Origin of the sequence: Edaphovirga cremea, from assembly GCF_003332275.1 — a bacterium.
GTDB lineage: Bacteria > Pseudomonadota > Gammaproteobacteria > Enterobacterales > Enterobacteriaceae > Edaphovirga > Edaphovirga cremea.
On the sequence record NZ_QOVA01000015.1, the window covers coordinates 40,670 to 64,849 of the forward strand.

Genomic DNA, 24,180 nt, shown 5'->3' on the forward strand with positions numbered 1-24,180 from the left:
GTCCCGGAAAAAGGAACGATGGGAGACGAATATGTCACAGTCGACGGAATTATCGAATCTGATTCAGATTCGCGCTTTTTGCCAGGTCGTCGATCAGGGAAGTGTTTCTGCTGCAGCTTCTGAGTTGCATAGAACTCAGTCCGCAGTGACTCGATCAATTAACGATCTGGAACACCATCTTAATGCAATGCTGTTTGAGCGCCATGCCAAAGGTATGCGCCTTACCGATTTTGGCCGCACTGTACTGTCCCGAGCGCGGCGAGCTATTCACGAACTTGATCAAATCCCGCTGAGATTACAGCGTATCAGGGGCCGATCGATCCACAGCCACTACAACGCAGAACCCTTGTATCTGTTCAACGTTCGCCGTCTGCAAATCTTTATCTCATTGTGCGAGACGGGACACATGCCAACCGTTGCCACCCGATTGGGAATGAGCCAGTCGGCTGTCAGTGCATCAATGAAGGTGCTGGAGCAAGGTGCCGGTCAATTGCTGATGGAGAGAACGTCAAGTGGTATGCGGGTCACACCGGCAGGTACTGAAATTCAACCCTATGTTCGGCGCGTACTGAATGAATTGATGCATATTCCCGCAGATATCGCGGCGTTGCGCGGGGAAATGGCCGGATGTGTCCGGATCGGTGCCCTTGCGCAAGGACGCACCCGGTTAGTTCCGCAGGCGATCGTCAAACTTACTCAACGTTACCCCAGCGTAAAAGTCGTGACCAATGAAAGTGCGTTTGCAACGTTGGTCGCAGAACTACGCTCCGGCGAGATCGACTTTATTTTTGGTGCGTTGCGTTCCAAGGATTATGCCGAAGATATAGTCAGCGAAACGTTACTCACTGAGGAGTTGGCGATTCTGGTTCGTCAGGCCCATCCCTTGGCAGCGGCTGAACTCACGGCGAATTCATTGTGTGAGGCGCGATGGATATTTCCACCTGCGGGAACCCCGGAACGCCTGCTGCTTGACGAGAATTTAGCTGCGATGGGGTTCATAACCAACCCGATAGTCGAGAGTAGCGATCTGGCGGTTGTTCGCGGACTGTTGCTTAATTCGGATATGGTGGCTGCGGTGTCCGCCCGCAAATTTGGGCACGAACTGAAGCTGGGCACATTGGTGCAGTTGCCGCTGAGGCTGGCGAATACCCGAAGGCAGATTGGCTTTACGTTCCGGGTAGGAAGTTTGTTGTCTCCGGCCGCCAATGCGCTGGTCGAGTGCTTACGTGAGGCTCATGAGGTGCTGGAAAGCTAAAAAGGGAGTCAGAGAGGGCCCCCCTTTGGGATCAGTGGGTGTGAATATCGATATGATCGCCGATATTGATCGCATGGTAGGTCGTGTGCGGTACCTCGACCTGATACTTCTGGTCGCCGTGAGCCACTTCAAGAATATATTTCTCGTTCTCGTAGGATTCGATCGGAATAAAGCCGAAAAAGCCTTCTGCGACGCTAATGCTGCGTGTGGAGGGAATGGCATAACGGTGAGTGATTCTGGCGAGCAGGGGCGTCTGCTTGCCGGTCAATGTGTTCCACACCTGGGAAACAGGGGCAGCGATGACGCTACGCAGCGTAGCGCTCAACAGTGTGAAGTGTGCGGCCAGCGCTTTTAACGTCGAAGAAGTATTCATGATCGTTACCTCGTTGGTCATATATAACCTGATTACTATAATTTTCCCTTGTTAAGATCAAATTATTTTTTTGCATAAGGTTAAGCAAAATTGAGGTAATCCGTTAAAAACAGTGACTAGAGTGTGACTCTTTTGCGCTTTTCTGCCAGCAGCAGCGGGCAGGAGGGACAGATCTCGTGATCGCACAGTTCGTTGCGCAGGCAGCATTGCTTACGGTAGCGTGCGCTGGTTTCATCACCAGGAATTTCATGGCGCACAGGCTCAAAGAGCGGGTTTTTACGTCCGTCATCCAGTTGCCTTGCGGCGAGTAAAGCCCAGCCATCGCTGATATCTGCTTGTGTGCTGGCCGCCTGCGTGATGCCATAACCCACGCGAATAGCGGCGTTATTCCAGTATAAACCGGGTTTCAGGCCGGAAATCGCGGCAAGCGAGTGACACACCGGCGCGAGATGCGAGTCAATCATATTGACGAAACGCGCCAGCGATCCGGTTTTCACCACCGCTTCACCCGGTTCGGCCAGCAGAAATTGTACCGGCAAGCCATCTTCGCCGAGCCGCAGGAACACGCGATCCGGTTCAATCGGCAATTGCCAGTTGCACAGCAGATTGACCACCGTCCAGGAAGGCAACAGTTTGGCAAAATACCATTGCGACCACATCGAGACCCGGGCGCGGTGCTCAGTTGCGGGAAAGTTATCGAGATAGGTTGAAAGCAGTTCACGGGCACCCTCAGGGCTCGTCAGACGGGTCATTGACAGGGCAGAACGATCGCCATTTTCCAGTGGAATGAACGCCTGCTTCACCCAATCGAGGGGGCCATCGCTAAAAGAATCCAGAATAGTCAGCATCATGATAGTGTTCAAAAAAATGGCTATGTTCAAAAAATGGCTATGTTCACAAAGGACCATGTTCACAAAGGACCATGTTCACAAAGAGAAGCCAGATTGTGCGGAGCTTTTCCTCAGTTCGGCAGTGTAAATTAATCTAATAGAAAATAGTAATGATTTCTATTTGTATTACCGTCTGGGGTGTGGAAGTGGATTTGGGAAAGTGCGTCAGGCGAGGGAGATTGAATACGGCCAGTTTTACTGGCCGTTGAAAAGACTCACGTCTATTTAAGCTATTCACTTAAATAATCAGAAAACCAGTGCCTGACCATCCTTGCGGGATTCGGTGCCAGCAATGTAATGTCCCTGCGGATGCCTGACGATCACTTGCGCACCGCCAAAGTTATAGCCCAATAACGGATCTTCGACTTCAATCACATGCCCCATGGCGCGCAGCGCAGCCAGCGTGTTGCGATCGAAGGTTGATTCCATCGAGACTTTGCGCCCGCTGATGACCCGCCAGCGCGGTGCGTCAATCGCCGCCTGCGGATTCTGACCATACTTCATGATCCTCAGCGCCATTTGCAGATGCCCCTGTGCCTGCATCGGGCCACCCATCAAACCAAAAGACATCAACGGTTGCCCATCAGCATCCAGCGCGAAGGCAGGGATAATGGTATGGAACGGACGCTTGCCCGGCGCAACGCGGTTGGCGTGGCCTTCGGTCAGCACAAAACCATTACCGCGGTTCTGCATACTGATCCCGGTGCCCGGAATGACGACGCCCGATCCGAAGCCCATATAGTTGGACTGAATGAACGACACCATCATGCCGCTGGCATCGGCGCTGGTCAGGTAGACGGTGCCACTTTGGCGCGGTGAACCGTAGGCGAAATCGCTCGCCTGTTGACGATTGATCAAGTCAGCACGCTGTTGCAGATACTCATCGCCGAGCAGGTGTTTGGCGTCGAAAAACATGGTGTCCGGATCGGAAATGTGTTGATCCAGATCGGCCAGCGCCAGTTTCATAGCCTCAATGGATAAGTGCAGCGTTTCGATGGAGTCCACCGGGTGTTCGCCAATGTTCAGTTTTTCCAGAATGCCCAGCGCGATCAGCGTCGCTATGCCCTGACCATTGGGCGGCAGTTCATGAACCGAGCCACCGGCAAATGGCTGGGATAACATCTCGACCCATTGCGGTTGATGCGCCGCCAGATCTTCCAGCGTCATGGTTCCGCCGCATTCTGCGCTGAAATCGGCTATTTTCCTGGCAAGTTCACCACGATAAAAGGCTTCGCCTTCTGTTTCGGCAATCAGCGCCAGCGTGCGGGCCTGATCCGGGTTGCGAAAGATTTCACCTATCGAGGGTGCGCGACCTTCTGGCGCAAAGCAGGCGCTGAAGCCGGGTTTATCGCCCAGTTTATCGACGCCACGCTGCCATAGTTGACCAATCAGCGGTGACACCGGGAAGCCGTCCCGGGCATACTCAATAGCCGGTTGCGCCAATGTCGTCAGCGGCAGGGAGCCAAATTTCTTCGCCAGTTCCACCCAGGCCGAGACCGCACCGGGAACGGTTACGGCATCCCAACCATACAAAGGCATTTCGTCGAGACCGGCGAAATACTCCGGCGTCCAGGCCTGGGGTGAACGGCCTGATGCATTCAGCGCATGCAGCTTTTTACCATCCCAAACAATGGCAAAAGCGTCGCTACCGATACCGCAACCGGTTGGCTCGAGTACCGTCAATGCCATCGCTGTGGCAATGGCGGCATCCACCGCATTACCCCCTTGTTGCAACATCCGTATTCCCGCCTGAGCCGCCAGGGGTTGTGAGGTCGCAACAGCGTTACGGCCAATCACTGCCGGGCGCAGGGAAGGGTAAGCTACATTATAATCAATAGGTTGAGTCATTTTCAGATCCTTTCAACTGAGTCCATGACGTTGACGCTGAGCTGCAACACCAACGCAATATTCATGCATTCCACATCAATCCGCCCGTGGGTCGAGCGCATCGCGTAAACCATCCCCGAGCAGGTTGAAGCCCTGCACGGTGAGAAAAATGGCCAGACCAGGGAAAATCGACATCCACGGTGCCTGTTCCAAAAAGCTCTTGGCAGTATTGAGCATGGCGCCCCATGAAGGCGCGGGCGGTTGCTGACCAAGGCCCAGAAACGACAGGCTGGCTTCGGTGATAATGGCGGACGCAATCGCCAGCGTTGCTTGTACAACGATCGGTGACATGACGTTGGGCAAAATGTAACGGATCACGATCCACCGGTCGGGCAAACCGATAGCCCGCGCACCTTCGATATAATCCTCGTTGCGGATGGCCATTACCTGACCGCGCGTCAACCGGGCAAAGATCGGCATGGCCGACAGACCGATGGCAATCATCGCGTTACCCAGGCTCGGGCCGAGAAAAGCACCGAGGGCAATCGCCAGCACGAGAAACGGACAGGAGAGCAGCGCCTCAATAAAACGCGAGATTATGCCGTCCAGCCAGCCCTGCCAATATCCGGCGATCAATCCCAACGGTACGCCGATAACGATGGCAATAGTGACCGAAATACACCCCGCCATCAGCGAGGTGCGTGCTCCCCAGATTAAACGGGAGAGAATATCGCGACCGAGTTCATCCGTACCCAGCCAGTAAATTGCCGACGGGGCTTTTCGCACGGCAAGGAAATTCGCTTTGATAGGATCAAAGGGCGCGATCCACGGGGCGAACACGGCCAGCAGGGCAAACAAAATGACGATAATGGCACCCGCCACGGCACTCTTATTGCGCGTGAATTTGGTCAGAACGCGATTGGGTGCGCGAGCGGGGAGTGACGTTGTCACTGAAGTCAGTACCTGGCTCATATCAGGCATTCCTCATGCGTGGGTTGATCAACACATACAGCACGTCGGCCAGCAGGTTGAGGAACAGGAAACCGATCGCGACCACCATGACTACGCCCTGAACCACCGCATAATCGCGGTTGAACACCGAATCCACGATCATCTTGCCGAAGCCGGGAATGGTGAAAACCTGTTCTGTCAGGACGGCACCGCCGAGCAACTCGCCAAAGAGCAGCGTGGTGAGAGTCACTATCGGGATCAGCGCGTTGCGCAGTGCGTGCTTGAGGATCACTTTTTTGGACAGCAGCCCTTTGGCCCGCGCCGTGCGGATATAGTCAGCTTTCATAATCGCGATCATCGAGGCCCGCGTATGGCGCATCAACACCGCCGACAAACCGGTGCCTAGAACCAGTGAAGGCAGCAGCAGCGTTTTCAGGTTCTGCAATGGATCTTCGCTAAACGGCACATAGCCGGAGGCGGGCAGCCACTGCAACTTGACGGAAAACACCAGGATCAGCAGCACGCCCAGCCAGAAATTGGGGATCGAAATCCCCGACAGCGCCACTATGTTCGCACTGTAATCTACCCAGGTGCCTTTGCGGACAGCCGCCAGCACCCCCATCGAAATCCCGATGGCCAGCGCAATAATCATCGACAGCAAAGACAGCTCCATCGTGACCGGCAGTTTGCTGGCAATCAGTTTCATCACCGGTTCCTGGGTGCGCAGTGACACCCCGAGATCACCACGCAGCGCGTTACCGAGCCAGTGGAAATACTGGCTCGGTATCGGATCGTCCAGATGATATTTGTCGCGCAGCATCTGAATGACTTCAGGATCGCGCTCTTCGCCGGCCATTGCGGTAATCGGATCGCCCGGCAGCAGTTTTTGCAGGGCGAAGACCATCAGCGTGACCAAAAATAGCGTGGGTATCGATAACACCAGCCGTTTGACTACCAGCTCTAACATGGCGGCTCCTCGTGATACATAGGCCGGTTACGGAGTCAGGCTTACGCCGGAGAGACGGATCAAGCCATCAGGATAGGCCTGGAAGCCGGTCACCATTTTGTTCATCCCGAAGATCCGTGGTTCGAAGTAGAGATAGGCGATCGGCATATCGGTTTGCAGTTGGGTCACCACTTTGGTGTAGAGCGCTTTACGCTGATCGCTGTTGCTATTCTGACGGGCATCGAGCAGCCATTGGTCAATTTGTGCGTTGCTGTAACGGCCATCGTTCAAATTGCCTTTGGTGCTCGCGAACGAGTAAATGCTGCCATCGGGATCGGCACGGCCAGACCAGCCGGACATACTGATCTGATAGTTACCCTGTTGCTGGCGATCGAGCAGGGTGGCAAATTCGGTCATTTGCAGATTGACGTTGAAACCGGCTTCACTGGCCATGGCCTGAATAACCTGGCCCACTTGCAGCGACGTCGGGTTGTTCGGCACCAGAATGTCGACATTCAGCGGCGTTTTTATCCCGGCAGCGGCCAGCAATGCTTTGGCTTTTTCTACATCGCGCCCGGCTACAGGCAGGTTGACGTGGTACGGACTGACGGGCGAGAAAGCCTGATTCGACGGGGTGTATTGCCCTTCAAAGACCACCTGATTGATGGCATCACGATCCAGTGCCAGCGAGAATGCTTCGCGCACCCGCGCGTCTTTGGCGAATGGATTGTCCGGCGAGACACTGCCATTGGCGATATTGTAGGTGAGCCCCATGTAACCCAGACCGGTGACTTTGGCGAGCGCCAGTTTGCTGTCGGCCTGAACGGTTTTGATGTCACTGGCCGCGATGCCTTCGGTGATATCCAGATCGCCCGCGCGCAGGTTGGCCAGACGCACAGAAGCGTCAGGGATCGGCAGGAACACGACTTTGTCGAAGTGATAGGCGTCTTTGTTCCAGTACTTGTCAAAGCGCTTCAGGATAATGCGATCCTGTTGTACGCGGCTGACAAATTCATACGGGCCGGAACAAACCGGATGTGCAGCCACGTTGCCTTTGGCGGTGGCTTGCGGTGCCAGCATGGTGCCTGCGCGATCGGTCAATTGTGACAGCAGCGCGGCGTCGGGTGATTTCAGGTGGAAAACCACGGTGTAGGGGGCGGTGACTTCCACGCTTTCGATGGACGAAATTTCACTTTTGCGCAGTGAGCCCGGTAAAGTCAGCGCCCGATCGATATTGAATTTCACCGCGTTGGCGTCAAAGGTTTCGCCGTCGTGGAATACCACGCCCTGGCGCAGGTTCAGCGTCAGCGTTTTGCCGTCATCACTGTATGCCCAATCCGTCGCCAAACCCGGCACGATTTGCAGGTTCTGATCGATATCAACCAGTCGGTCGCACATGGCACTAAACACAAAGCGACCGTAATAAGTGCGGGCGGTATGCGGATCCAGCATATCCGGATCGGCACCCAGACCAATGCGGATCACACTTTCAGACTGTGCATAACCGCTGGCGGCGAGCAGCATCAGACCGGCGAGTGAGGTGGTGAGCGTTTGGCGTGATTTCATCGTTTATCTTCCTTCCTGTCAGGATTGACGGTTAACGGCGTTTTCAAATAACGCCCGACGCAGTACAAAGTTGTCAGACGGTGGGGGCAAAAGTACGGCGGTGCTATCGCGTTGCAATTCAGACCAGCGGTGACAGGAGACCTGACGGCCTTCACCGACATTTTCCAGTCGCGGCTCTACCTGACGGCAATGGTCAGTCACGTAAGGGCAACGGGTATGGAAACGGCATCCGCTGGGCATGTTGGCCGGGTTGGGCAAATCACCTTGCAGCATCGGCGTAGGGCGCTTGACCCCCGGCGTCAGCAGCGGGGCGGAGGCAATCAGCGCCTGGGTATAAGGGTGAAGCGGCTGGTCAAAAATATCGTCGACGGCAGCCAGTTCCACGATCTGCCCGAGATACATCACCGCGACGCGATCGCTCATGTGGCGGATCACCGCCAGACCGTGCGCGACAACAATCATTGTCAGGCCAAATTGCTCTTTCAGATTCTCCAGCAGATTCACCACCTGCGCCTGTACCGAGACGTCCAGCGCGGAAACGGGTTCATCCCCCAGCAGCAGTTTTGGATTGGAGGCCAGCGCGCGGGCGATACCGATACGCTGGCGCTGACCGCCGGAAAATTCATGCGGGTAGCGATCGCCATAGGCGGCAGGCAAACTGACGGTCGTCAGCAGTTCATTCACCCGCTGGCGGCGATCGCTGCGGGACAGTTTTTCATGCAGCCACAGCGGTTCACCGACAATTTCGGCTACCGTCATGCGCGGGTTCAGGGAGGCGAAGGGATCCTGAAAAATGATCTGCAGGTCGCGGCGCAGCGTATTCAATTCAGAACCTGAAAGTTGGCTGATGCTGCGCCCCTGATAAAACACCTCACCTTCGCTGGCGCGCAAAAGGTGCAGCAGCAGACGGCCAAGGGTAGATTTACCTGAACCGGATTCCCCGACGATCGCCAGCGTTTCGCCGGTCCACACTTGCAGGGAAACGCGATCCACGGCCTGTACCGCACTGGTTTTGCTGAGGAATTTTTTCGGTCCACCAAAGACTTTGCTTAAGCCAGCGGCTTCAAGAATCGGGACGTCAGGCTGGCTCATTGGATTTCTCCTGCGGTGACATACTGTTCCAATGAATGGTTTTCCAACGGGGCGTTGAAACAGGCCACGTGGTGCTGGCCGTCAAGATGCTTCAAGGGAGGACGTTGCTGATGACAGCGGCGTTCGGCAAAAGGGCAACGGGTCGCGAAACGGCAACCGGCGGGCATGTCATGGGGTTGGGGAACCGAACCAGGGATGGTGGACAGTTTGCCTTGCCGTGAAGAGAGCGAAGGCATCGATCCCATCAGACCGATGGTGTAAGGGTGCTGCGGATCGTTGAAAACCTCTTCGACGTCGCCTTGCTCCACGACTTGCCCGGCGTACATAACGGCGACCTGATGGGCAACTTCAGCCACCACACCGAGATCGTGGGTGATCAGCAGCATGGCGCTAGCGGTCTCCTGCTGTAAACGGCTTAACAGCGCGAGGATCTGCGCCTGAATCGTCACGTCCAGTGCGGTCGTGGGTTCATCGGCGATCACCAACTGCGGATTATTGATCAGCGCCATCGCGATCATCACGCGCTGACGCATCCCGCCTGAAAGCTGGTGGGGATAGGATTTCAGACGCAGTTCGGGCGCGGGGATCTGCACCAGTTTCAGCATGTCCAGCGCCCGTACCCACGCCTGTTTTTTAGTCGCGCCCTGATGGCGGATAAGCGCTTCGGCCAGTTGATCGCCGAGGGTGAACGCCGGATTGAGCGAGGTCATCGGTTCCTGAAAAATCATCGCCAGTTCGCTGCCGCGCAGATCGGCATATTGGCGGTCACTCAGCGCCAGAAGATCGTGACCGTTGAAATGTGCGGAACCTGAAAGAATCTGCGCACTTTGCGGCAGCAACCCCATCAGTGCCAGTGAGGTCACACTCTTGCCACAACCGGATTCACCTACAACGGCCAGTGTTTGTCCTGCCGGTATCGACAGCGAAATACTATCCAGAACCGTGGCTGGTGAGCCTTTGAATTGCACCACCAGATCGCGAATCTGCAAAACTTGCGCAGGGGTCGGGGGACGGTCATTCATTACTGATCTTCTCCTTCATTGTCGCTGACGGCGGTAATCAGCGCCTGTTGCAGCGACAGCAAGTGTTCACGCATCACCCGGGCGGCCTCGTTAGGCTGATGGGCGGCAATATGGTTGACGATGCGCTGGTGATGGTCATCGTAGTTATCCAACCGTTCCTGGGTTCTGGCCTGAGTACGCAGATTCTGCCAACTCTCATCACGGCGAATCGCGTCGACGGCATCAAACAGCCCCAGCAACAGACGATTTCCTGCCGCTTCGGCAATGGCGCGGTGAAAGGCGCTGTCCCACAATTCAATCTGGTCTGCGTCACAACTGTCGATGGTGCGCACACGTTCAAGCAGACGCTGGAGCAGGGCGACCTGTTCTGCGGTGGCACGCATGGCGGCAAAACGCGCCAGCCCCGGCTCTATTTGCAAGCGGGCCTCCATCACTTCAAACAGATTGGATTGCCGGGGAAGTGTTTGCAGGATCAAGGGCTGCGCCGGGGCTTCCGGACCGATAAAGGTGCCTTTACCCTGTTTGCGCCAGATACGCCCTTCTTCTTCAAGCACGTCCAGTGCGCGGCGGATTTCACGTCGCCCCACGCCAAAGCGCTCGGAGAGATCGCGCTCGGTGGGCAGCGGTTTTCCCGGCTCACCGGCATGCTGACCGATCAATTGTCGCAACTGCTCCAGTGCCGAGTGGGAGGTTCCTGCAGGAACTGAACCGTCTTCGATGCGTTGTTGCATGATGGATACCTCCGCGTGAGGTCATCGCCAATGAGTTACTTCTCACCATGCATAAAATGAACCAATGTTTTATTGGTTCAGAAATGGCTGATGCAAAATGTAAATTTTTATTAATAACCAACAACTTGGTAACAATGCAAACTGGTTTGCATTTAAGCCGATTATTGTTAACCCACTGATATATTGTGATTAAAACAGTGCAATCGCACCAGTTTAGTGCGTTTATTGCACTATCATGATGCATTTTGTGTTGCGTTGATGTTAATGACAGCAGTGAATCATTTTAAGAATGGTTAGGAGAATTGGTGTGAATGGATGCCACTGACTGTTAGCCCGAACAGGAGTCAACGATAATCGATAGGGTAAACATCAGGGGGCAACCGGACGTGGATAGCGCCCGGTTGAATAACAGGGGAAGAGGGCGTGGGTTATCTCGCCAACCATCCGCCGTCAACTGCCAGCGTATAACCGTTCACATAGTCTGAGGCGGGTGATGCCAGAAAAACCACCGGTCCCATCAGATCGTCGGGAAGTCCCCATCGACCCGCCGGGATACGATCCAGAATCTCTTTGCTCCGCTCTTCATCGACCCGCAATTGTTGGGTGTTATTGGTTGCCATATAGCCGGGGGCGATAGCATTGACGTTGATCTTGTGCTGCGCCCACTCATTGGCCAGCAGACGGGTGACGCCAATAACGGCGCTTTTGGATGCGGTATAAGAAGGAACGCGGATCCCGCCCTGAAACGAAAGCATGGACGCTATATTGATGATCTTGCCGCCGCTCTGTTGTTTTTTAAATTGACGCGCCACGGCCTGGGACAGGAAAAATACGCTCTTGATATTGACGTTCATCACATCGTCCCAGTCTTTCTCGCTGAACGCGATCGCATCTTCACGGCGGATGATCCCGGCATTGTTGACCAGAATATCGATATGACTGAATTCGGCCAACGCCTGTGCCATTAAGGCTGGAATGCAATCAATATTGCCGAGATCGGCACCGAGACCGAGAAATCGACGGCCCAGCGCTGTTATTCTCTCCCCGGTATCTTTGGGAGCCGAGGTTGCAACGCCAATGATATCGCAGCCTGCCTGCGCCAGTCCGACAGCCATTCCTTGTCCAAGTCCTGTACTGCAACCCGTTACAAGTGCAACTTTGCCTTTTAAATCAAAGGAATTCAAAATCATAGCCCTTCTCTCTCTGTAAGTGGCAGAACATTACCGCTGGCGCATAAGGGATCGGGGGAAGCGTTATGGCAGCGCCGATGGTCACGATGACGATGTTGATGACAAGGATAGTATAGCGGCATCTCAATAAAAATAAAACAGCGTTTCATTTTTATTGAAGGAAGTAAGAGAGTGAAGGGCAGACGCGGGTGTTGTGGGGGGAATCATCCATGCCCCAGCGGCGCATACCTCATTCCCTGTGCTTGGGCATGTGAAAACACAGGGAAAGGGTCACCGCTGGGTTCCCGCAAAAGTTAGCGAGGTGTGATGGTCACCGTTTTACCCTGAGTCGCAATAGTGACACGCTGACCTACCTGGAACTGGGTAACGCCCTGAGCCTGAACGACCATGAAGGTGGTTCCGTTATCACGGCGGACTTCCAGTTCAACCCCATTACTGCGATTCATCAGGCTTTGGACTTGTTGTCCCACGACGCCACCGGCAACCGCACCTGCGGCTGTACCAAGACGACGCCCGGTTCCACCACCAATGGTATTACCCAAGAAACCACCGACAACGGCACCGCCGATAGCACCTGCAACGTTATTTCCATCACCGCCCTGAATAGTCACCGGACGTACAGAAACCAGAGTACCGTAAGTAACCGCCTGAGCTTGTCCGGCCTGAGAACTACTGAAAGTATCGCTCGAAAGAGTATTATTATTGACACAGCCACTGAGTGTGGCAACAGCGATAGCAGCAACAACGAATGGTTTAATCATATAGCATCCCCTTAGCACCTAACCGGTTGAATATCGCCCGGTAAAATAAGCATAGCACGGCTAAATTAGTTGGAAATTTATTCATAACTGGCCGTTGGTGAGCCACTGATGTCTGTCCACTGCTGATAGAGAATGAAATTGCTGTCTTTGCTGATCGAGTGCGTGTGCTACTCCTCATGCTATTTCTCATGGTGTCCAGGCAGAGCAGAATTTGCTGCGCAGCCTGAACCGGTACAACGCTACTTCCAGATAATACCGTTTGTTTTCTCAATTGCCCGCGCCGCCAGTGGCAAGATTTATCCATGAATATCCATTCTGAATGGTCAGGTCTGTTATTTTTTAATATAGGTAATATCTTATAAGTGTGGGATTTATCTCTATATGAATAAAAAGCCCTATGAATAAGGATGGGCGGCATCTTATGAATGTAGGCTTGATCTCAATTTAAATGAGTTTTTGGTTTCTTAAATATAAGATATACCCTACAAAAACGGGATATATCTCTTTATTGGAAAATTCGTCCTTCAATAATAGATCGAAATTTTTGAAATGATAATTTTTAGCGATAAATAACGATTGCATGGGTGGTTATTTCATTAATGTTAAAAATGCGCCTTTATTTAAAAAGTGTTATTCTTTGATCGAAGTAAATTTATAGTAAAAAACATAGACCTTACAAAATGCTTCGACCAGGTTCTTCATGCCTGGTACTTGTCGGTGCTTTGTTTTTTCTCAAAAATACGACTCCTGAAGCAAGTATTCAGTCCGATGTTTCTTATGCAGAGTTTACTTTATTTGAATTGCTTTCATTTCCTAGGATGGAGAATGTCATTCATGCGTAAAATAACTCGCTCTATAGGCAATACCTCATTAAATCGCCTCTCGTTAGCCATTTTGGGTAGTTTGGCGTTTGCTCCCAGTCATGCTGCCGATCTGCCTGCCAGTGGCTCGGTTAAATTTGGTTCAGGCACGATTACTCAGCCCACAAGTCAACAAATGCAGATCAATCAAAGCAGCGATAAGCTGGCGATTGAGTGGCAAAGTTTCAATATTGCTGAGGGCAATAAGGTCAATTTCCAACAGCCAAACAGTAAGTCTATTGCGCTGAATCGGGTAGTAGGGACTGAAGGTTCGAAAGTTATGGGGCAATTGAATGCCAATGGCCGCGTGTTTCTGGTGAACCCGAATGGCGTGCTGTTTGGCAACAATGCTCAGGTTAACGTCGGTGGGTTGGTCGCTTCTACCCAAGATTTGACCACCACCAACTTTTCCCTTGGTAAATTCAATTTCAATGGCAGTAACAACCCGGCCAGCGTGATTAACCAAGGCACTATCATCGCCAAAGATGGCGGGGCGGTGGTATTACTCGGCGGGCAGGTGAGTAATCAGGGGAATATCCAGGCCAATCTGGGCAGTGTGAAACTGGCCGCGGGTAAAGCCACAACGCTGGATTTTAGTGGTGATGGGTTGGTAAATATTCAGGTGACGGGCGCCGCGGCAAACGCGTTGGCGGAAAATAGCGGTTTGATTCAAGCTGATGGCGGCCAGGTTGTGATGAGCGCCGCTTATGCCAACAGTAATGTTCTGCAAACCGTGGTGAATAATACCGGCACCATTCAGGCGCAAACGCTGAGCAATAAGTCAGGTAAAATTATCCTGAGCGGTGGGCAACAGGGCGTGGTCAACCTCGATGGCATTCTTGATGCCAGCACCGCCGATCAGGGTGACGGCGGCAGTATCGATACCACAGGTCAGTTGGTCAATGTGAGTGCGAGTACCATTGTGGATACCCGTGGTATTGGTGGTCAAACGGGGACATGGAGTGTGGCGTCTGAGCAGCTTAACGTTAATGACAGCACCAGCAGTAATAAAGTCTCTGCACGCACAGTGACCAATAACCTGCGTACCAGCAATATCGAACTCATCAGTAATAACAGCGACTTAACGGTAGGAAACGATATTACATGGAGCAGTGCCAATCAGCTATTGCTGGCAGCGCAAGATAACATCGTGCTGAACGCCAACCTGAAAGCCAGCGGCAAAAATGCGGGTGTTGCGTTGATTGAGGGCGGCGACTATCAACTGGCAAAAGGTAAAAGCATCACGCTTTCAGGTCAGGGCGCGCGCTTTAGTAATAATGGTCAGAGTTATACCGTGATCCAGAATTTATCCCAGTTGCAGGCGATGGAAAACGATCTGGCGGGTAACTATGTACTGGGTAATACCATTGATGCCAGTGCAACAGCACAGGGTGTGGGATTCAGGCCGATTGGTGGTGATTTTACTGATGGTCAGCCTAATGATTTTAGTGGCATATTTTCAGGTCTCGGGCAGACCATCAATCAACTCACCATAACCCAGGGGCGAGCCTATTATGGGTATGCTCTCCCTTATAGATATACCGGCTTATTTAGCACCTCGAGGGGCGAGATTCGTAATATTGGGCTGATTGATGCCAAAGTCAGTCCCGGCGGTATCATTGCCGGTATGATTGAGGGATCAACATCTCATAACGATTACGGCAACATATATCCAACAGACTTTATTGGTGGGCTTGTCGGTCAGCAAATTGGAGGTAGTATCCATGATGTCTATGCTGAGAATATAAATGTCAATAATCACGTTGACAATGTTTTTCGTATTACTCGCGCAGGCGGGTTGGTGGGAGATTCTCGTTATACTGATATCAGCAATGCTTATGTAACAGGAGTTGTAAAAGCAGACGATCATACTGCGGGTGGTCTGATTGGTATTTTCGAAAATGGGCGGATTGATAATGCCTATGCAAATGTCGATGTCAGTGCGAAGGGTAACGTCGGCGGTTTGGTTGGACTAGCCGTAGGAACAATTACCAATTCTTACGCGACAGGAAATGTTGTCGGAACAGGTAGCGCTTCTATAGGAGGGTTGATTGGTCATGGTGCCGGTATGTTTAGCAATGTTTACTCTACAGGGAATGTTTACGCCACAGGGAATGGGAATGATGCAAGTTACTCTGTAGGTGGACTGATCGGTTCCGTTGGTGTTTCGTCTTTCTTCGGCCCAACAGTGCTCAGTGACAGTTATGCCACGGGTAAGGTTAGCGGGCAATGGATCGTCGGTGGGTTGGTGGGTTCTGCCTACGGGGTACTCGATCATGACCCGAATGGCACATTAACCATCAGTAAATCTTATGCTACAGGGGATGTTACTGCCACAGACCATGGAATTGTTGGCGGCCTGGTGGGTATGCTTAGTTATTCAGATATTAGAGATTCTTATGCAACGGGTAATGTGACAGGAGAAAGTTATGTCGGAGGGCTCGTAGGGCACGTTGAAAAATCAACGATCAGTAACTCTTATGCTCGGGGAAATGTGGTGGGTGAGACGGGCACCAATGGTCTATGGCCACTCGGGCAGTACAGTATCACAGGTTCACTGGTTGGCTATCTTGACTCTGCGGAAAGTGTTGTCAACTCCTATGGCTACGGCACAGTGAATGGCAGCATGTGTTCCTATCCCATTTTGTTCTGCGGCGTGTAATACCTGAATATAGCCTGGCGCAAGTCAGGCTTTTTACTGCCCATTTTTTGTAACAAGCCTCGAACAGATGTGATAACAACATGAAAAATAATCAAAGAAATTCCGTATCTTATTTTCGTTCATTGAACAATTTCGCATTACTCTCCCTGCTGCTTGGTTTCGACTGCGCACAGGCAGCACTGCCTGCCATACCTGACGCAGGCCAAAGTTTGCGTGAGATCGATACCAGCAGGCCGACTCTGGCACCTTCACTGGCCCCAGAACTGGCATTGCCATCGCCCCCCGAACCGGCTCCCGCAGAACCCACCAGCGGTGAGCAAGTCACGGTAATGGTGAACGCTTTTACTCTGAGTGGTAATTCACTATTTTCCAACGACATTTTGTTATCACAACTGCGGGAGTTAACTGGCCGTGCACTGACGTTGGCGCAACTTAATGAAGCGGCACTACGTATCACCACCTTTTACCAGCAGCACGGTTACGTGCTCAATCGCGCCTATCTGCCGGAACAAGAAGTTGAAAACGGTGTGGTAACAATCGCGATATTGGAAGCGCACTATGGCGATATCAAAACGGAGAATAGCTCGCACCTTGCTGATGCCACAATTAACCGTCTGCTCGGCAGACTCACGCCAGATGCACCGATTGAAACCGGTAAACTGCAACAGACTCTGTTGTTATTGAATGATACGCCCGGCGTTCAGGCGAGATCTGTTTTATTAACCAGCAATAAACCCGGTGCTGCCGATCTCTTGGTTGAGGCGAATCCCGCACCCTGGTTCAACGGCAGCATTGATCTGGATAACTTTGGTGGGAGTTATACCGGTAAAAATCGGTTGAGTGGTGATATCTCCATAAATAGCCCGTTGGGATTAGGGGATCAATTGCGTTTACGTGGACTGGCCAGTGATGAGCGGCAACACTATTACTTTCTGGCTTATGACGCCCCGGTGAATCGTTGGTTTACCCGACTGGGTGCTTCTTACTCCACCATGGATTATACGTTGGGCAAAGACTTCGCCGATCTGGATGCCCACGGTAATGCCCGCGTCGCTAGCGCCTATGTATCTCAACCTCTGTACAGAAGCCGTACTCTGACCATCGGCAGCCAGTTGCAATTTGATAACAAGCGGTTGCGAGATGATATTAATTTATTCGACAGTAAAAGCCATAAACGCAGTCAGTTGTGGACAGCCAGCCTCAACGCCAACAGCCAGGATGGCTTAGGCGGTGGCGGGTTGAATTATGTTTCTGTGAGCGTAAGTAACGGCAATCTGGATATTACCGATCCCACTACGGCACAAAATGACAGCAGAACGGCTCATACCGAGGGTAATTTCAGTAAATTCAATCTGTCTGCCTTGCGTTTGCAAGCGCTCAGTGAGCGTTGGAGTTTCTACACGCAACTCAGTAGCCAGTTGGCCTCGAAAAACCTTGATTCTTCTGAGAAATTCTCCCTGGGCGGCGTCAACGGTGTGCGGGCCTATACGTCAGGCGATACCAGCGGTGATCAGGGTTGGATGGTTAATTTTGAGTTACGATATGCGATCACACCCGCATGGCAATGGAAAACCTTTTATGACTACGGTGCGGTTAAAACCAATAAATCGCCGTGGACAACGGAAAAAAATCACCAGCAACGTAGTGCATTAGGAACAGGGGCGACCTGGTTTGGTGATAAACGTCAGGTTTCACTGCAACTCGCCTGGCGGGTCAATCATCCTGACGACGATACCAGCGAGCTGGATGGGCAGCCGCAAGTGTGGGTGCAGGCTTCACAAGGCTTTTAGCGGCTTGGTTTGAGGGAAAAAATTCACGCAGCATAATTAAAATAGCGTTTCCCCCCCAGAATGAAAATGGAGGATAATGCAGCGCTCAAGCGCCTTGTCGTTTGTAACCAAGGAAGGCTTCCTCATGCTCAGGAAAGATCTGTTTGGCTGGATAGGGATCGTGACGGGCAGCATAGCAATGGTGCGGTCGTTTAACTGCCTATATCCCGGCGTCATGAATGCTATTTCTCGGGTGTCTGTAAAGAACCATAAGGTGCTGCAATAATGGATTTATTAAAGTTCATCCTCCGTTTACCTTTTACGTTGATAAAAGGTCTGCTTCGCCTGCTGGCAATGCTTTTTCGCCTACTGGGGCGGCTTTGCAAGCCGGTGGTTGGCAACCTCAACTGGAGTGCACCAGCTTGGTGGGCCGCGGTTTCTGGTGGGGTGAAACGCGGCTTTCTGCACCTGGAAGGCGGGGTGGATAAATACCCAAAAGCCATCAGTCTGGCGCTGCTGGTGTTGCTATGCGCCGCCGGTGGGGCTTTCTACGGTTGGAACTGGTGGTTGAACCGGCCGCAACCGATTGAACCTGCACCTATGGTCTACCAGGAAACCAGCGTGCGGGTTTCCGATCCTGAGCCCATCAATTACTCCGTGCAGAAATCTGCGCCACAGCAAGTCAGCTTCACTTTTAAAAATTCGGTAGCACCGCTGATCGACGCCGGAAAAATAGTGGAGAAAGGGGTGAAAATCACCCCGGCAATCGAAGGGCAGTGGAAGTGGAACAACGCCTGGACATTGGTCTTTACGCCGAAGGATCCCTTACCGATGGGAACAAGTTACGAGGTTAATCTGGAGCCTTCCGTGTTGCTGGCTCCTCAGATTAAGCTCGCGAACACCCGCTATACCTTTAATGCCCCGGCATTTGACTATCAGCTTGGGCAGGCCGAGTACTATCAAGATCCGCAAGATCCCCAAAAGCGTAGCGCTATCTTTAACGTAAAATTCAATGCGCCAGTGGACGTAGCCAGCTTTGAAAAGCAGATCGCCTTAGGGTTGCTCGAAGCTAACGCCAAATCGGAAAAGAAACTCAATTTCTCACTGGTCTACGACGAGAAGAAACTTAATGCCTGGATCCACTCAGAGCCGCTGAAGGCGCTGGATCACGGTGGCAAAGTGCATCTTGTCCTGGGCCAGGGCATCAAGTCGGTTGTGCCCGCCAATACCATCGCGCAAACCAGGGATAACTGGGTATCAGTACCCACCCTTTATAGTCTCACGGTGAAAGAGGCCAGTGCCCAAGTGGTGGACAGCGAGGGTGCGAAGGGCCAACGTGCGCTGATTGTCGCTTTCAGCGATGCGGTGAAGGACAAAGATATTGGGCGAGCCGTCAAAGCCTGGTTACTGCCACAACATAATCCTAACGATCCAGACGCCAGCAAAGAGCCGGACGATTTCTACCACTGGGGGGATGTCGAGAGCGTTGAAAAGAGCGTTCTGGCACAGTCACCGGCGTTGACACTCTCGCTGAATGAGGCGGAAGAGGTTTATCAACCGCAGTTCAGCTTCAGGTTTGACGCACCGGCCCACCGCTTCATGCTGATAGAGATTACCAACCTGATGACCTCATCGGGCGGCTATAAAATGCCGGAAAAGGTCTATCGTATTGTAGAAGTGCCGGACTACCCCAAAACCTTGCAGTTTATGTCCCAAGGTTCGCTGCTTTCGGTGAATGGGGACAAGCAAATCAGCGTGGCGGCCCGTAACGTGCCCGGCCTGCGTCTGGATATCAAACGGGTGATACCGAGCCAACTGCAACATATTGTCTCGTTCAAAAGCAGTGAATACTCTTCGGCACAGTTCAACCGGCTCAATGATGAATACTTTACCGAACATTTTAATTATCAGACGATAATCAATAACGATAAGCCGGGCGAAGTGAGCTATCAGGGCATCGATCTCTCTCGCTATCTCTCCACCAGCCCGGATTCTCACCGCGGTGTGTTCCTGTTAACGCTGTCTGAATGGCAGCCGGAAAAGAAAAAAACGCAGACGGCAGAAGATGAAAGCGATCAGAGCGAACAGGAAGGGGATGATTCACCTGCCGTAGGGGATTCACGCTTCGTTGTCGTGACCGATCTGGGGATTATTGCCAAGCGTTCGCAGGATAAGACGCGCGATGTGTTTGTGCAATCGATCCACAGCGGTACGCCGGTCGGCAATGCCAAGGTTTCTGTGATCGCCAGGAATGGCGTAACGCTGCTCAGCCAGGTTACCGATGCCAATGGGCATGTTCGTTTCCCTGCGTTGGATGTGTATACCAATGAGCGCCAGCCGGTGATGTTCCTGGTAGAAAAAGAGGGCGATGTATCGTTCCTGCCAACCAGCAGCTACACCGATCGTGGGCTGGATTTCTCCCGCTTTGATATTCAAGGAGAAGAAACGCCGATCGATCCGCGAACCCTGAGCAGCTACCTGTTCTCTGACCGTGGTGTTTACCGGCCGGGGGATACCTTCAATATCGGTTTGATTACCCGTGCCGCAGACTGGGGTGTCGCCCTTGCAGGTGTACCGGTACGAGCGGAAATCCGCGATCCACGCGACAAACTGATGAGCACGGTGCCGTTAACCCTCGGCAGCAGTGGCTTTAATGAACTGAGTTACACCACGGACGAGAATGCGCCAACGGGCGAGTGGAACGTCTATCTGTATCTGATCGGCAAAAATAACGACACTTCCACCTTGCTCGGCCATACCGCGGTCAACGTGAAGGAGTTTGAGCCCGATCAGTTGAAGGTGAAGCTGGAATTGACGCCGAACCGTCAGCAAGGGTGGGTGAAACCGTCTGAATTGCAGGCGAACATTGATGTGCAGAACCTGTTCGGTACGCCAGCCCAGGATCGTCGTGTAACGTCGAAGTTGACGCTAAGACCAATGTATCCGAGCTTCGATCGGTTCCCGGATTATGCTTTCTATGAAAACCGCCAGAACAGCGATGGTTTTGAAACGGAGCTGGAAGACCGAACCACCAACGAACAGGGTGTGGCCAATATTCCGCTGGATCTGAAGTCCTATGCGGATGCCACTTATCAGTTGCAATTGCTGTCAGAGGCCTTCGTGGCTGGAGGTGGGCGTTCCGTTGCCGCCACGGCGCGGGTGCTGGTATCGCCGTATGACTATCTGATCGGCGTGAAAGCGGACGGTGATTTAGGTTATATCAATCGGGGCTCAGCCCGTCACTTGAATGTGATTGCCGTTGATCCTTCGCTGAAACAGATCGCGCTAGCCGATCTGAAACTGGCGCTGATCGAACAGAAATATATCTCCGTGCTGACCAGGCAAGACTCGGGTGTTTATAAATATCAGTCGAAGATGAAAGAAGTTCAGCTCTCGGAGCAGCCACTGGCGCTGACCGAGCAGGGCAACAGTCTGACCTTGGCGACGGAAACACCGGGCGACTTTGTGCTGGTGATTGAAGACGCGCAGGGCAAGGTGCTCAACCGTATCGCTTATAGCGTGGCGGGTAACGCCAACCTCAGCCGTTCGTTGGATCGTAATGCCGAACTGAAGCTGAAACTGAATCAGGCGGAATATCAGCCGGATGAAGAAGTGGAAGTGTCGATCAACGCGCCTTATACCGGCAGCGGTTTGATTACCATCGAAAAAGACCGCGTCTATGCCTGGCAATGGTTCCACACCGATACCACCAGTTCGGTGCAGAAAATCCGTGTTCCGGCTGAAATGGAAGGCAACGGTTATATCAACGTGCAGTTTGTACGTGATGTGAACTCCAGCGAAATCTTTATGAGCCCGCTGAGCTATGGCGTGATGCCGTTTAAAATCAGCACCAAAGCCCGTCAAAACAGCCTGGAAGTACTGGCACCAACGGTAATCAAACCGGGCGAAAATCTGACGATGACGGTGAAAACCGACGGCCCGCAGCAGGTGGCACTGTTTGCCGTGGACGAAGGGATTTTGCAGGTGGCACGTTATCGTCTGAAAGATCCGTTGGAGTACTTCTTCCGTAAGCGGGAACTGAGTGTTGAAAGCTCACAGATCCTCGATTTGATCCTGCCGGAATTCAGCAAGCTGATGGCGCTTTCGGCGGCACCGGGGGGGGACGCAGGGGAAGGGCTGGATCTTAACCTGAACCCGTTTAAGCGCAAGCGTGACAAGCCGGTGGCGTACTGGTCTGGCATTACCGAAGTGAATGGTGAGAAGCAGTTTGATTATCCGGTGCCGGATTACTTCAATGGCAAAATCCGCGTGATGGCGATATCGGTCACGCCAGACAAAATCGGCAAGGCACAAACTTCTGCGACGGTACGTGACAACTTCATCATGACGCCAAACGTGCCTTCTATGGTGGCGCCGGGTGATGAGTTCGATGTCAGCGTTGGGGTGAGCAATAACCTCGAAGGGCCGAACGGTAAACCTGTGGCGATTAGCGTGCATTTGACGCCACCACCGCAGTTGGAACTGGTGGGTAATGCAGAGCAAAGTCTGTCGTTGGCAGAAAAACGTGAAGGCGTAATCAACTTCCGCCTGCGCGCCAAGGCGGTACTGGGTGATGCACCGCTGACGTTTGATGCGCGCTATGGCGACAAAACCAGCCGCCGCACCATCAGCACCTCGGTACGCCCGGCGATGCCTTATCGTACGCAGTCGGTGATGGGGCGGATGAGCGGCGGTAGCCAGAATATTGATCATCTACGGCAGATGTTCGACGCCTATGCGCAGCGCAATGCGGCGGTATCCCATTCGCCATTGGTGCTGACCCGCGGTTTGGCCCAGTACCTGGCGGATTATCCGTATTACTGTTCTGAACAGATCGTCAGCCGATCTATCCCGCTGATCATGCAAAGTCAGCACCCAGAAATGAAAAGCAGCCTGAGCCAGACCGAAGTCAGCCAACAGTTGAAAAACCTGCTTGGCGTGCTGCGGTCCCGCCAGAATGACAGCGGTGCCATTGGTGCCTGGCGTTCATCGCCGGATGCCGATCCGTTTGTCACACCTTATGTGGTGCAATATCTGTTGGAAGCCAAAGCGGCAGGTTATTCGCTGCCGGAAGGGATGTTGGATGAAGCCAATGGCGCGCTGCGTGAGCTGGCGGCCAGCGGCTATGACGATCTTTATCATCTGCGTCTGCGTACCTGGGCGGTCTACCTGCTGACTTTGCAGGGAGAGATCACCACTAATTCGCTGGCCTCGGTGCAAGATACGCTGTGCAAGCTGTATCCAGATAGCTGGCAGACGGATCTGAGCGCGCTGTATCTGGCGTCGTCATATCGTCTGTTGAAAATGGACGATGTTGCCAATAGCCTGCTGCAACCCAGTTGGCAGCAATTGAGCAAAGCCTATGACAAGGGCTGGTGGACGCAGAATTACTTTGATCCATTGGTGCAGGACGCGACGCGCTTGTACCTGATTACCCGTCACTTCCCGGAGAAAGTCGCTTCCATACCTCCTCAAGTGTTGGAGAACATAGTTAAGGCGCTGAAAGAAGAGCGCTATACCACGTACTCTTCGGCGATGAGTATTCTTGCACTGGAGAGTTATTCGGCACAGGTGGCAACGCAGGAGGCTTCTTCAACGGAGACGTTGACGATCAGCCAGATCGGCAAGCAGGACAAGGCTGATCCACAGGTTATTTCTACCTTGGCGGGGTTGTTTGCCAAAGGCCAGTTTACGGCTGATGCGCAAGCTATCCGCTTTGCCAATACCAGTGATGCACCCGCCTGGTATGTAGTCACGCAGGCCGGTTACGATCTTGCCGCGCCACAGAAAGCCATTGCTCGCGGTTTGGAAATCACCCGTGATTACACCGATGAGCAGGGCAAACCGGTTACTCAGGTGACGTTGGGACAGAAGATCAATGTCCATCTGAAGATCCGTGCGAACTCAAAAGAAGGGCAAAGCAACCTGGCGATTGTCGATCTGTTGCCGGGTGGGTTTGAGGTTGTACAGCAGACGGCACCAGAGCCAGAACCGACAAGTGAGGGCGGTGAAGGCAGCGAGAATACGGATAGCGGTTGGCAGTCTCCATTGGCCGCGTCTGGTTCTACCTGGGCTCCTGATTATAGTGACATTCGCGAAGATCGGGTGATCATCTATGGCAGTGCCAGCACCGACGTGCAGGAGTTTATCTACCAGATTAAAGCCACTAACACCGGTAGCTTTGTGATCCCTCCAGCTTATGGTGAAGCCATGTACGATCGTGAAGTGCAGGCGATGTCTGTCAGTAGCGGTAAACTGGTGGTGGTACCGGCGGAAAGTAAATAA

The 24,180-nt window shown here is 52.8% G+C and carries 16 protein-coding genes; 5 read left to right on the plus strand and 11 right to left on the minus strand.

The features are described 5' to 3' along the window. Positions 1-31: 31 nt before the first annotated feature. The gene (locus DRI82_RS17435; RefSeq protein WP_114195218.1) at positions 32-1,255 is read left to right on the plus strand and encodes a LysR family transcriptional regulator; all 1,224 of its coding nucleotides are present in this window, start codon (positions 32-34) and stop codon (positions 1,253-1,255) included. 31 nt (positions 1,256-1,286) lie between these two features. On the opposite strand, the gene DRI82_RS17440 is transcribed toward DRI82_RS17435, so the two are convergent. The 11 genes from DRI82_RS17440 to DRI82_RS17490 all read right to left on the minus strand — a co-directional run bounded on the left by DRI82_RS17440 (position 1,287) and on the right by DRI82_RS17490 (position 12,604). Next, the gene (locus DRI82_RS17440) at positions 1,287-1,628 is read right to left on the minus strand and encodes a hypothetical protein (protein ID WP_245956871.1); all 342 of its coding nucleotides are present in this window, start codon (positions 1,626-1,628) and stop codon (positions 1,287-1,289) included. A gap of 116 nt (positions 1,629-1,744) precedes the next feature. Next, on the minus strand, positions 1,745-2,479 hold the full coding sequence (gene fhuF / locus DRI82_RS17445) for a siderophore-iron reductase FhuF (RefSeq protein WP_114195186.1): 735 nt from the start codon (positions 2,477-2,479) through the stop codon (positions 1,745-1,747). A gap of 285 nt (positions 2,480-2,764) precedes the next feature. Beyond that, on the minus strand, positions 2,765-4,366 hold the full coding sequence (locus tag DRI82_RS17450) for a gamma-glutamyltransferase family protein (RefSeq protein WP_114195187.1): 1,602 nt from the start codon (positions 4,364-4,366) through the stop codon (positions 2,765-2,767). A gap of 75 nt (positions 4,367-4,441) precedes the next feature. Then, positions 4,442-5,317: an ABC transporter permease gene (locus DRI82_RS17455; protein WP_114195188.1), complete on the minus strand. Its 876-nt coding sequence runs from the start codon at positions 5,315-5,317 to the stop codon at positions 4,442-4,444. 1 nt (position 5,318) lies between these two features. Then, positions 5,319-6,263: an ABC transporter permease gene (locus tag DRI82_RS17460; protein WP_114195189.1), complete on the minus strand. Its 945-nt coding sequence runs from the start codon at positions 6,261-6,263 to the stop codon at positions 5,319-5,321. A 27-nt stretch (positions 6,264-6,290) separates the two neighbouring features. Then, positions 6,291-7,808: an ABC transporter substrate-binding protein gene (locus DRI82_RS17465; protein WP_114195190.1), complete on the minus strand. Its 1,518-nt coding sequence runs from the start codon at positions 7,806-7,808 to the stop codon at positions 6,291-6,293. Positions 7,809-7,826: 18 nt separating this feature from the next. Further along, on the minus strand, positions 7,827-8,900 hold the full coding sequence (locus tag DRI82_RS17470; protein WP_114195191.1) for an ABC transporter ATP-binding protein: 1,074 nt from the start codon (positions 8,898-8,900) through the stop codon (positions 7,827-7,829). Further along, positions 8,897-9,922 carry an ABC transporter ATP-binding protein gene (locus tag DRI82_RS17475; protein ID WP_114195192.1) on the minus strand — a complete coding sequence of 342 codons (1,026 nt, stop codon included), beginning with the start codon at positions 9,920-9,922 and terminating at the stop codon, positions 8,897-8,899. The genes DRI82_RS17470 and DRI82_RS17475 overlap by 4 nt, the downstream gene beginning before the upstream one ends. Continuing rightward, the gene (locus DRI82_RS17480) at positions 9,922-10,653 is read right to left on the minus strand and encodes a FadR/GntR family transcriptional regulator (protein WP_114195193.1); all 732 of its coding nucleotides are present in this window, start codon (positions 10,651-10,653) and stop codon (positions 9,922-9,924) included. Before DRI82_RS17480 ends, DRI82_RS17475 begins: the two co-directional genes overlap by 1 nt. Before the next feature lie 428 nt (positions 10,654-11,081). After that, a complete protein-coding gene (gene kduD / locus DRI82_RS17485; RefSeq protein WP_114195194.1) occupies positions 11,082-11,843 on the minus strand; it encodes a 2-dehydro-3-deoxy-D-gluconate 5-dehydrogenase KduD in 762 nt (253 codons plus the stop codon). A 293-nt stretch (positions 11,844-12,136) separates the two neighbouring features. After that, complete coding sequence (locus DRI82_RS17490) at positions 12,137-12,604, minus strand: outer membrane lipoprotein (protein WP_114195195.1); 468 nt, start codon at positions 12,602-12,604, stop codon at positions 12,137-12,139. An 834-nt stretch (positions 12,605-13,438) separates the two neighbouring features. On the opposite strand from DRI82_RS17490, the gene DRI82_RS17495 reads away from it, so the two are divergent. The 4 genes from DRI82_RS17495 (at position 13,439) to DRI82_RS17510 (ending at position 24,180) form a co-directional block, all read left to right on the plus strand. After that, positions 13,439-16,126: a two-partner secretion domain-containing protein gene (locus DRI82_RS17495; protein ID WP_170138730.1), complete on the plus strand. Its 2,688-nt coding sequence runs from the start codon at positions 13,439-13,441 to the stop codon at positions 16,124-16,126. Between the two features lie 80 nt (positions 16,127-16,206). Continuing rightward, on the plus strand, positions 16,207-17,916 hold the full coding sequence (locus tag DRI82_RS17500) for a ShlB/FhaC/HecB family hemolysin secretion/activation protein (protein WP_114195197.1): 1,710 nt from the start codon (positions 16,207-16,209) through the stop codon (positions 17,914-17,916). A 76-nt stretch (positions 17,917-17,992) separates the two neighbouring features. After that, on the plus strand, positions 17,993-18,181 hold the full coding sequence (locus tag DRI82_RS17505) for a hypothetical protein (RefSeq protein WP_114195198.1): 189 nt from the start codon (positions 17,993-17,995) through the stop codon (positions 18,179-18,181). After that, positions 18,181-24,180 (plus strand): alpha-2-macroglobulin family protein, encoded by a 6,000-nt coding sequence (locus tag DRI82_RS17510; protein WP_114195199.1) that lies wholly within the window; start codon positions 18,181-18,183, stop codon positions 24,178-24,180. The genes DRI82_RS17505 and DRI82_RS17510 overlap by 1 nt, the downstream gene beginning before the upstream one ends.

Excerpts from the sequence above, each read along its gene's own strand:
- kduD (WP_114195194.1), bottom strand. The coding sequence starts at position 11,843 with ATGATTTTGAATTCCTTTGATTTAAAAGGCAAAGTTGCACTTGTAACG.
- DRI82_RS17470 (WP_114195191.1), bottom strand. The coding sequence starts at position 8,900 with ATGAGCCAGCCTGACGTCCCGATTCTTGAAGCCGCTGGCTTAAGCAAA.
- DRI82_RS17505 (WP_114195198.1), top strand. The coding sequence starts at position 17,993 with ATGCAGCGCTCAAGCGCCTTGTCGTTTGTAACCAAGGAAGGCTTCCTC.
- DRI82_RS17440 (WP_245956871.1), bottom strand. The coding sequence starts at position 1,628 with ATGAATACTTCTTCGACGTTAAAAGCGCTGGCCGCACACTTCACACTG.
- DRI82_RS17475 (WP_114195192.1), bottom strand. The coding sequence starts at position 9,922 with ATGAATGACCGTCCCCCGACCCCTGCGCAAGTTTTGCAGATTCGCGAT.
- DRI82_RS17490 (WP_114195195.1), bottom strand. The coding sequence starts at position 12,604 with ATGATTAAACCATTCGTTGTTGCTGCTATCGCTGTTGCCACACTCAGT.
- DRI82_RS17455 (WP_114195188.1), bottom strand. The coding sequence starts at position 5,317 with ATGAGCCAGGTACTGACTTCAGTGACAACGTCACTCCCCGCTCGCGCA.
- DRI82_RS17500 (WP_114195197.1), top strand. The coding sequence starts at position 16,207 with ATGAAAAATAATCAAAGAAATTCCGTATCTTATTTTCGTTCATTGAAC.
- DRI82_RS17460 (WP_114195189.1), bottom strand. The coding sequence starts at position 6,263 with ATGTTAGAGCTGGTAGTCAAACGGCTGGTGTTATCGATACCCACGCTA.
- fhuF (WP_114195186.1), bottom strand. The coding sequence starts at position 2,479 with ATGATGCTGACTATTCTGGATTCTTTTAGCGATGGCCCCCTCGATTGG.
- DRI82_RS17450 (WP_114195187.1), bottom strand. The coding sequence starts at position 4,366 with ATGACTCAACCTATTGATTATAATGTAGCTTACCCTTCCCTGCGCCCG.
- DRI82_RS17510 (WP_114195199.1), top strand. The coding sequence starts at position 18,181 with ATGGATTTATTAAAGTTCATCCTCCGTTTACCTTTTACGTTGATAAAA.
- DRI82_RS17465 (WP_114195190.1), bottom strand. The coding sequence starts at position 7,808 with ATGAAATCACGCCAAACGCTCACCACCTCACTCGCCGGTCTGATGCTG.
- DRI82_RS17480 (WP_114195193.1), bottom strand. The coding sequence starts at position 10,653 with ATGCAACAACGCATCGAAGACGGTTCAGTTCCTGCAGGAACCTCCCAC.
- DRI82_RS17495 (WP_170138730.1), top strand. The coding sequence starts at position 13,439 with ATGCGTAAAATAACTCGCTCTATAGGCAATACCTCATTAAATCGCCTC.
- DRI82_RS17435 (WP_114195218.1), top strand. The coding sequence starts at position 32 with ATGTCACAGTCGACGGAATTATCGAATCTGATTCAGATTCGCGCTTTT.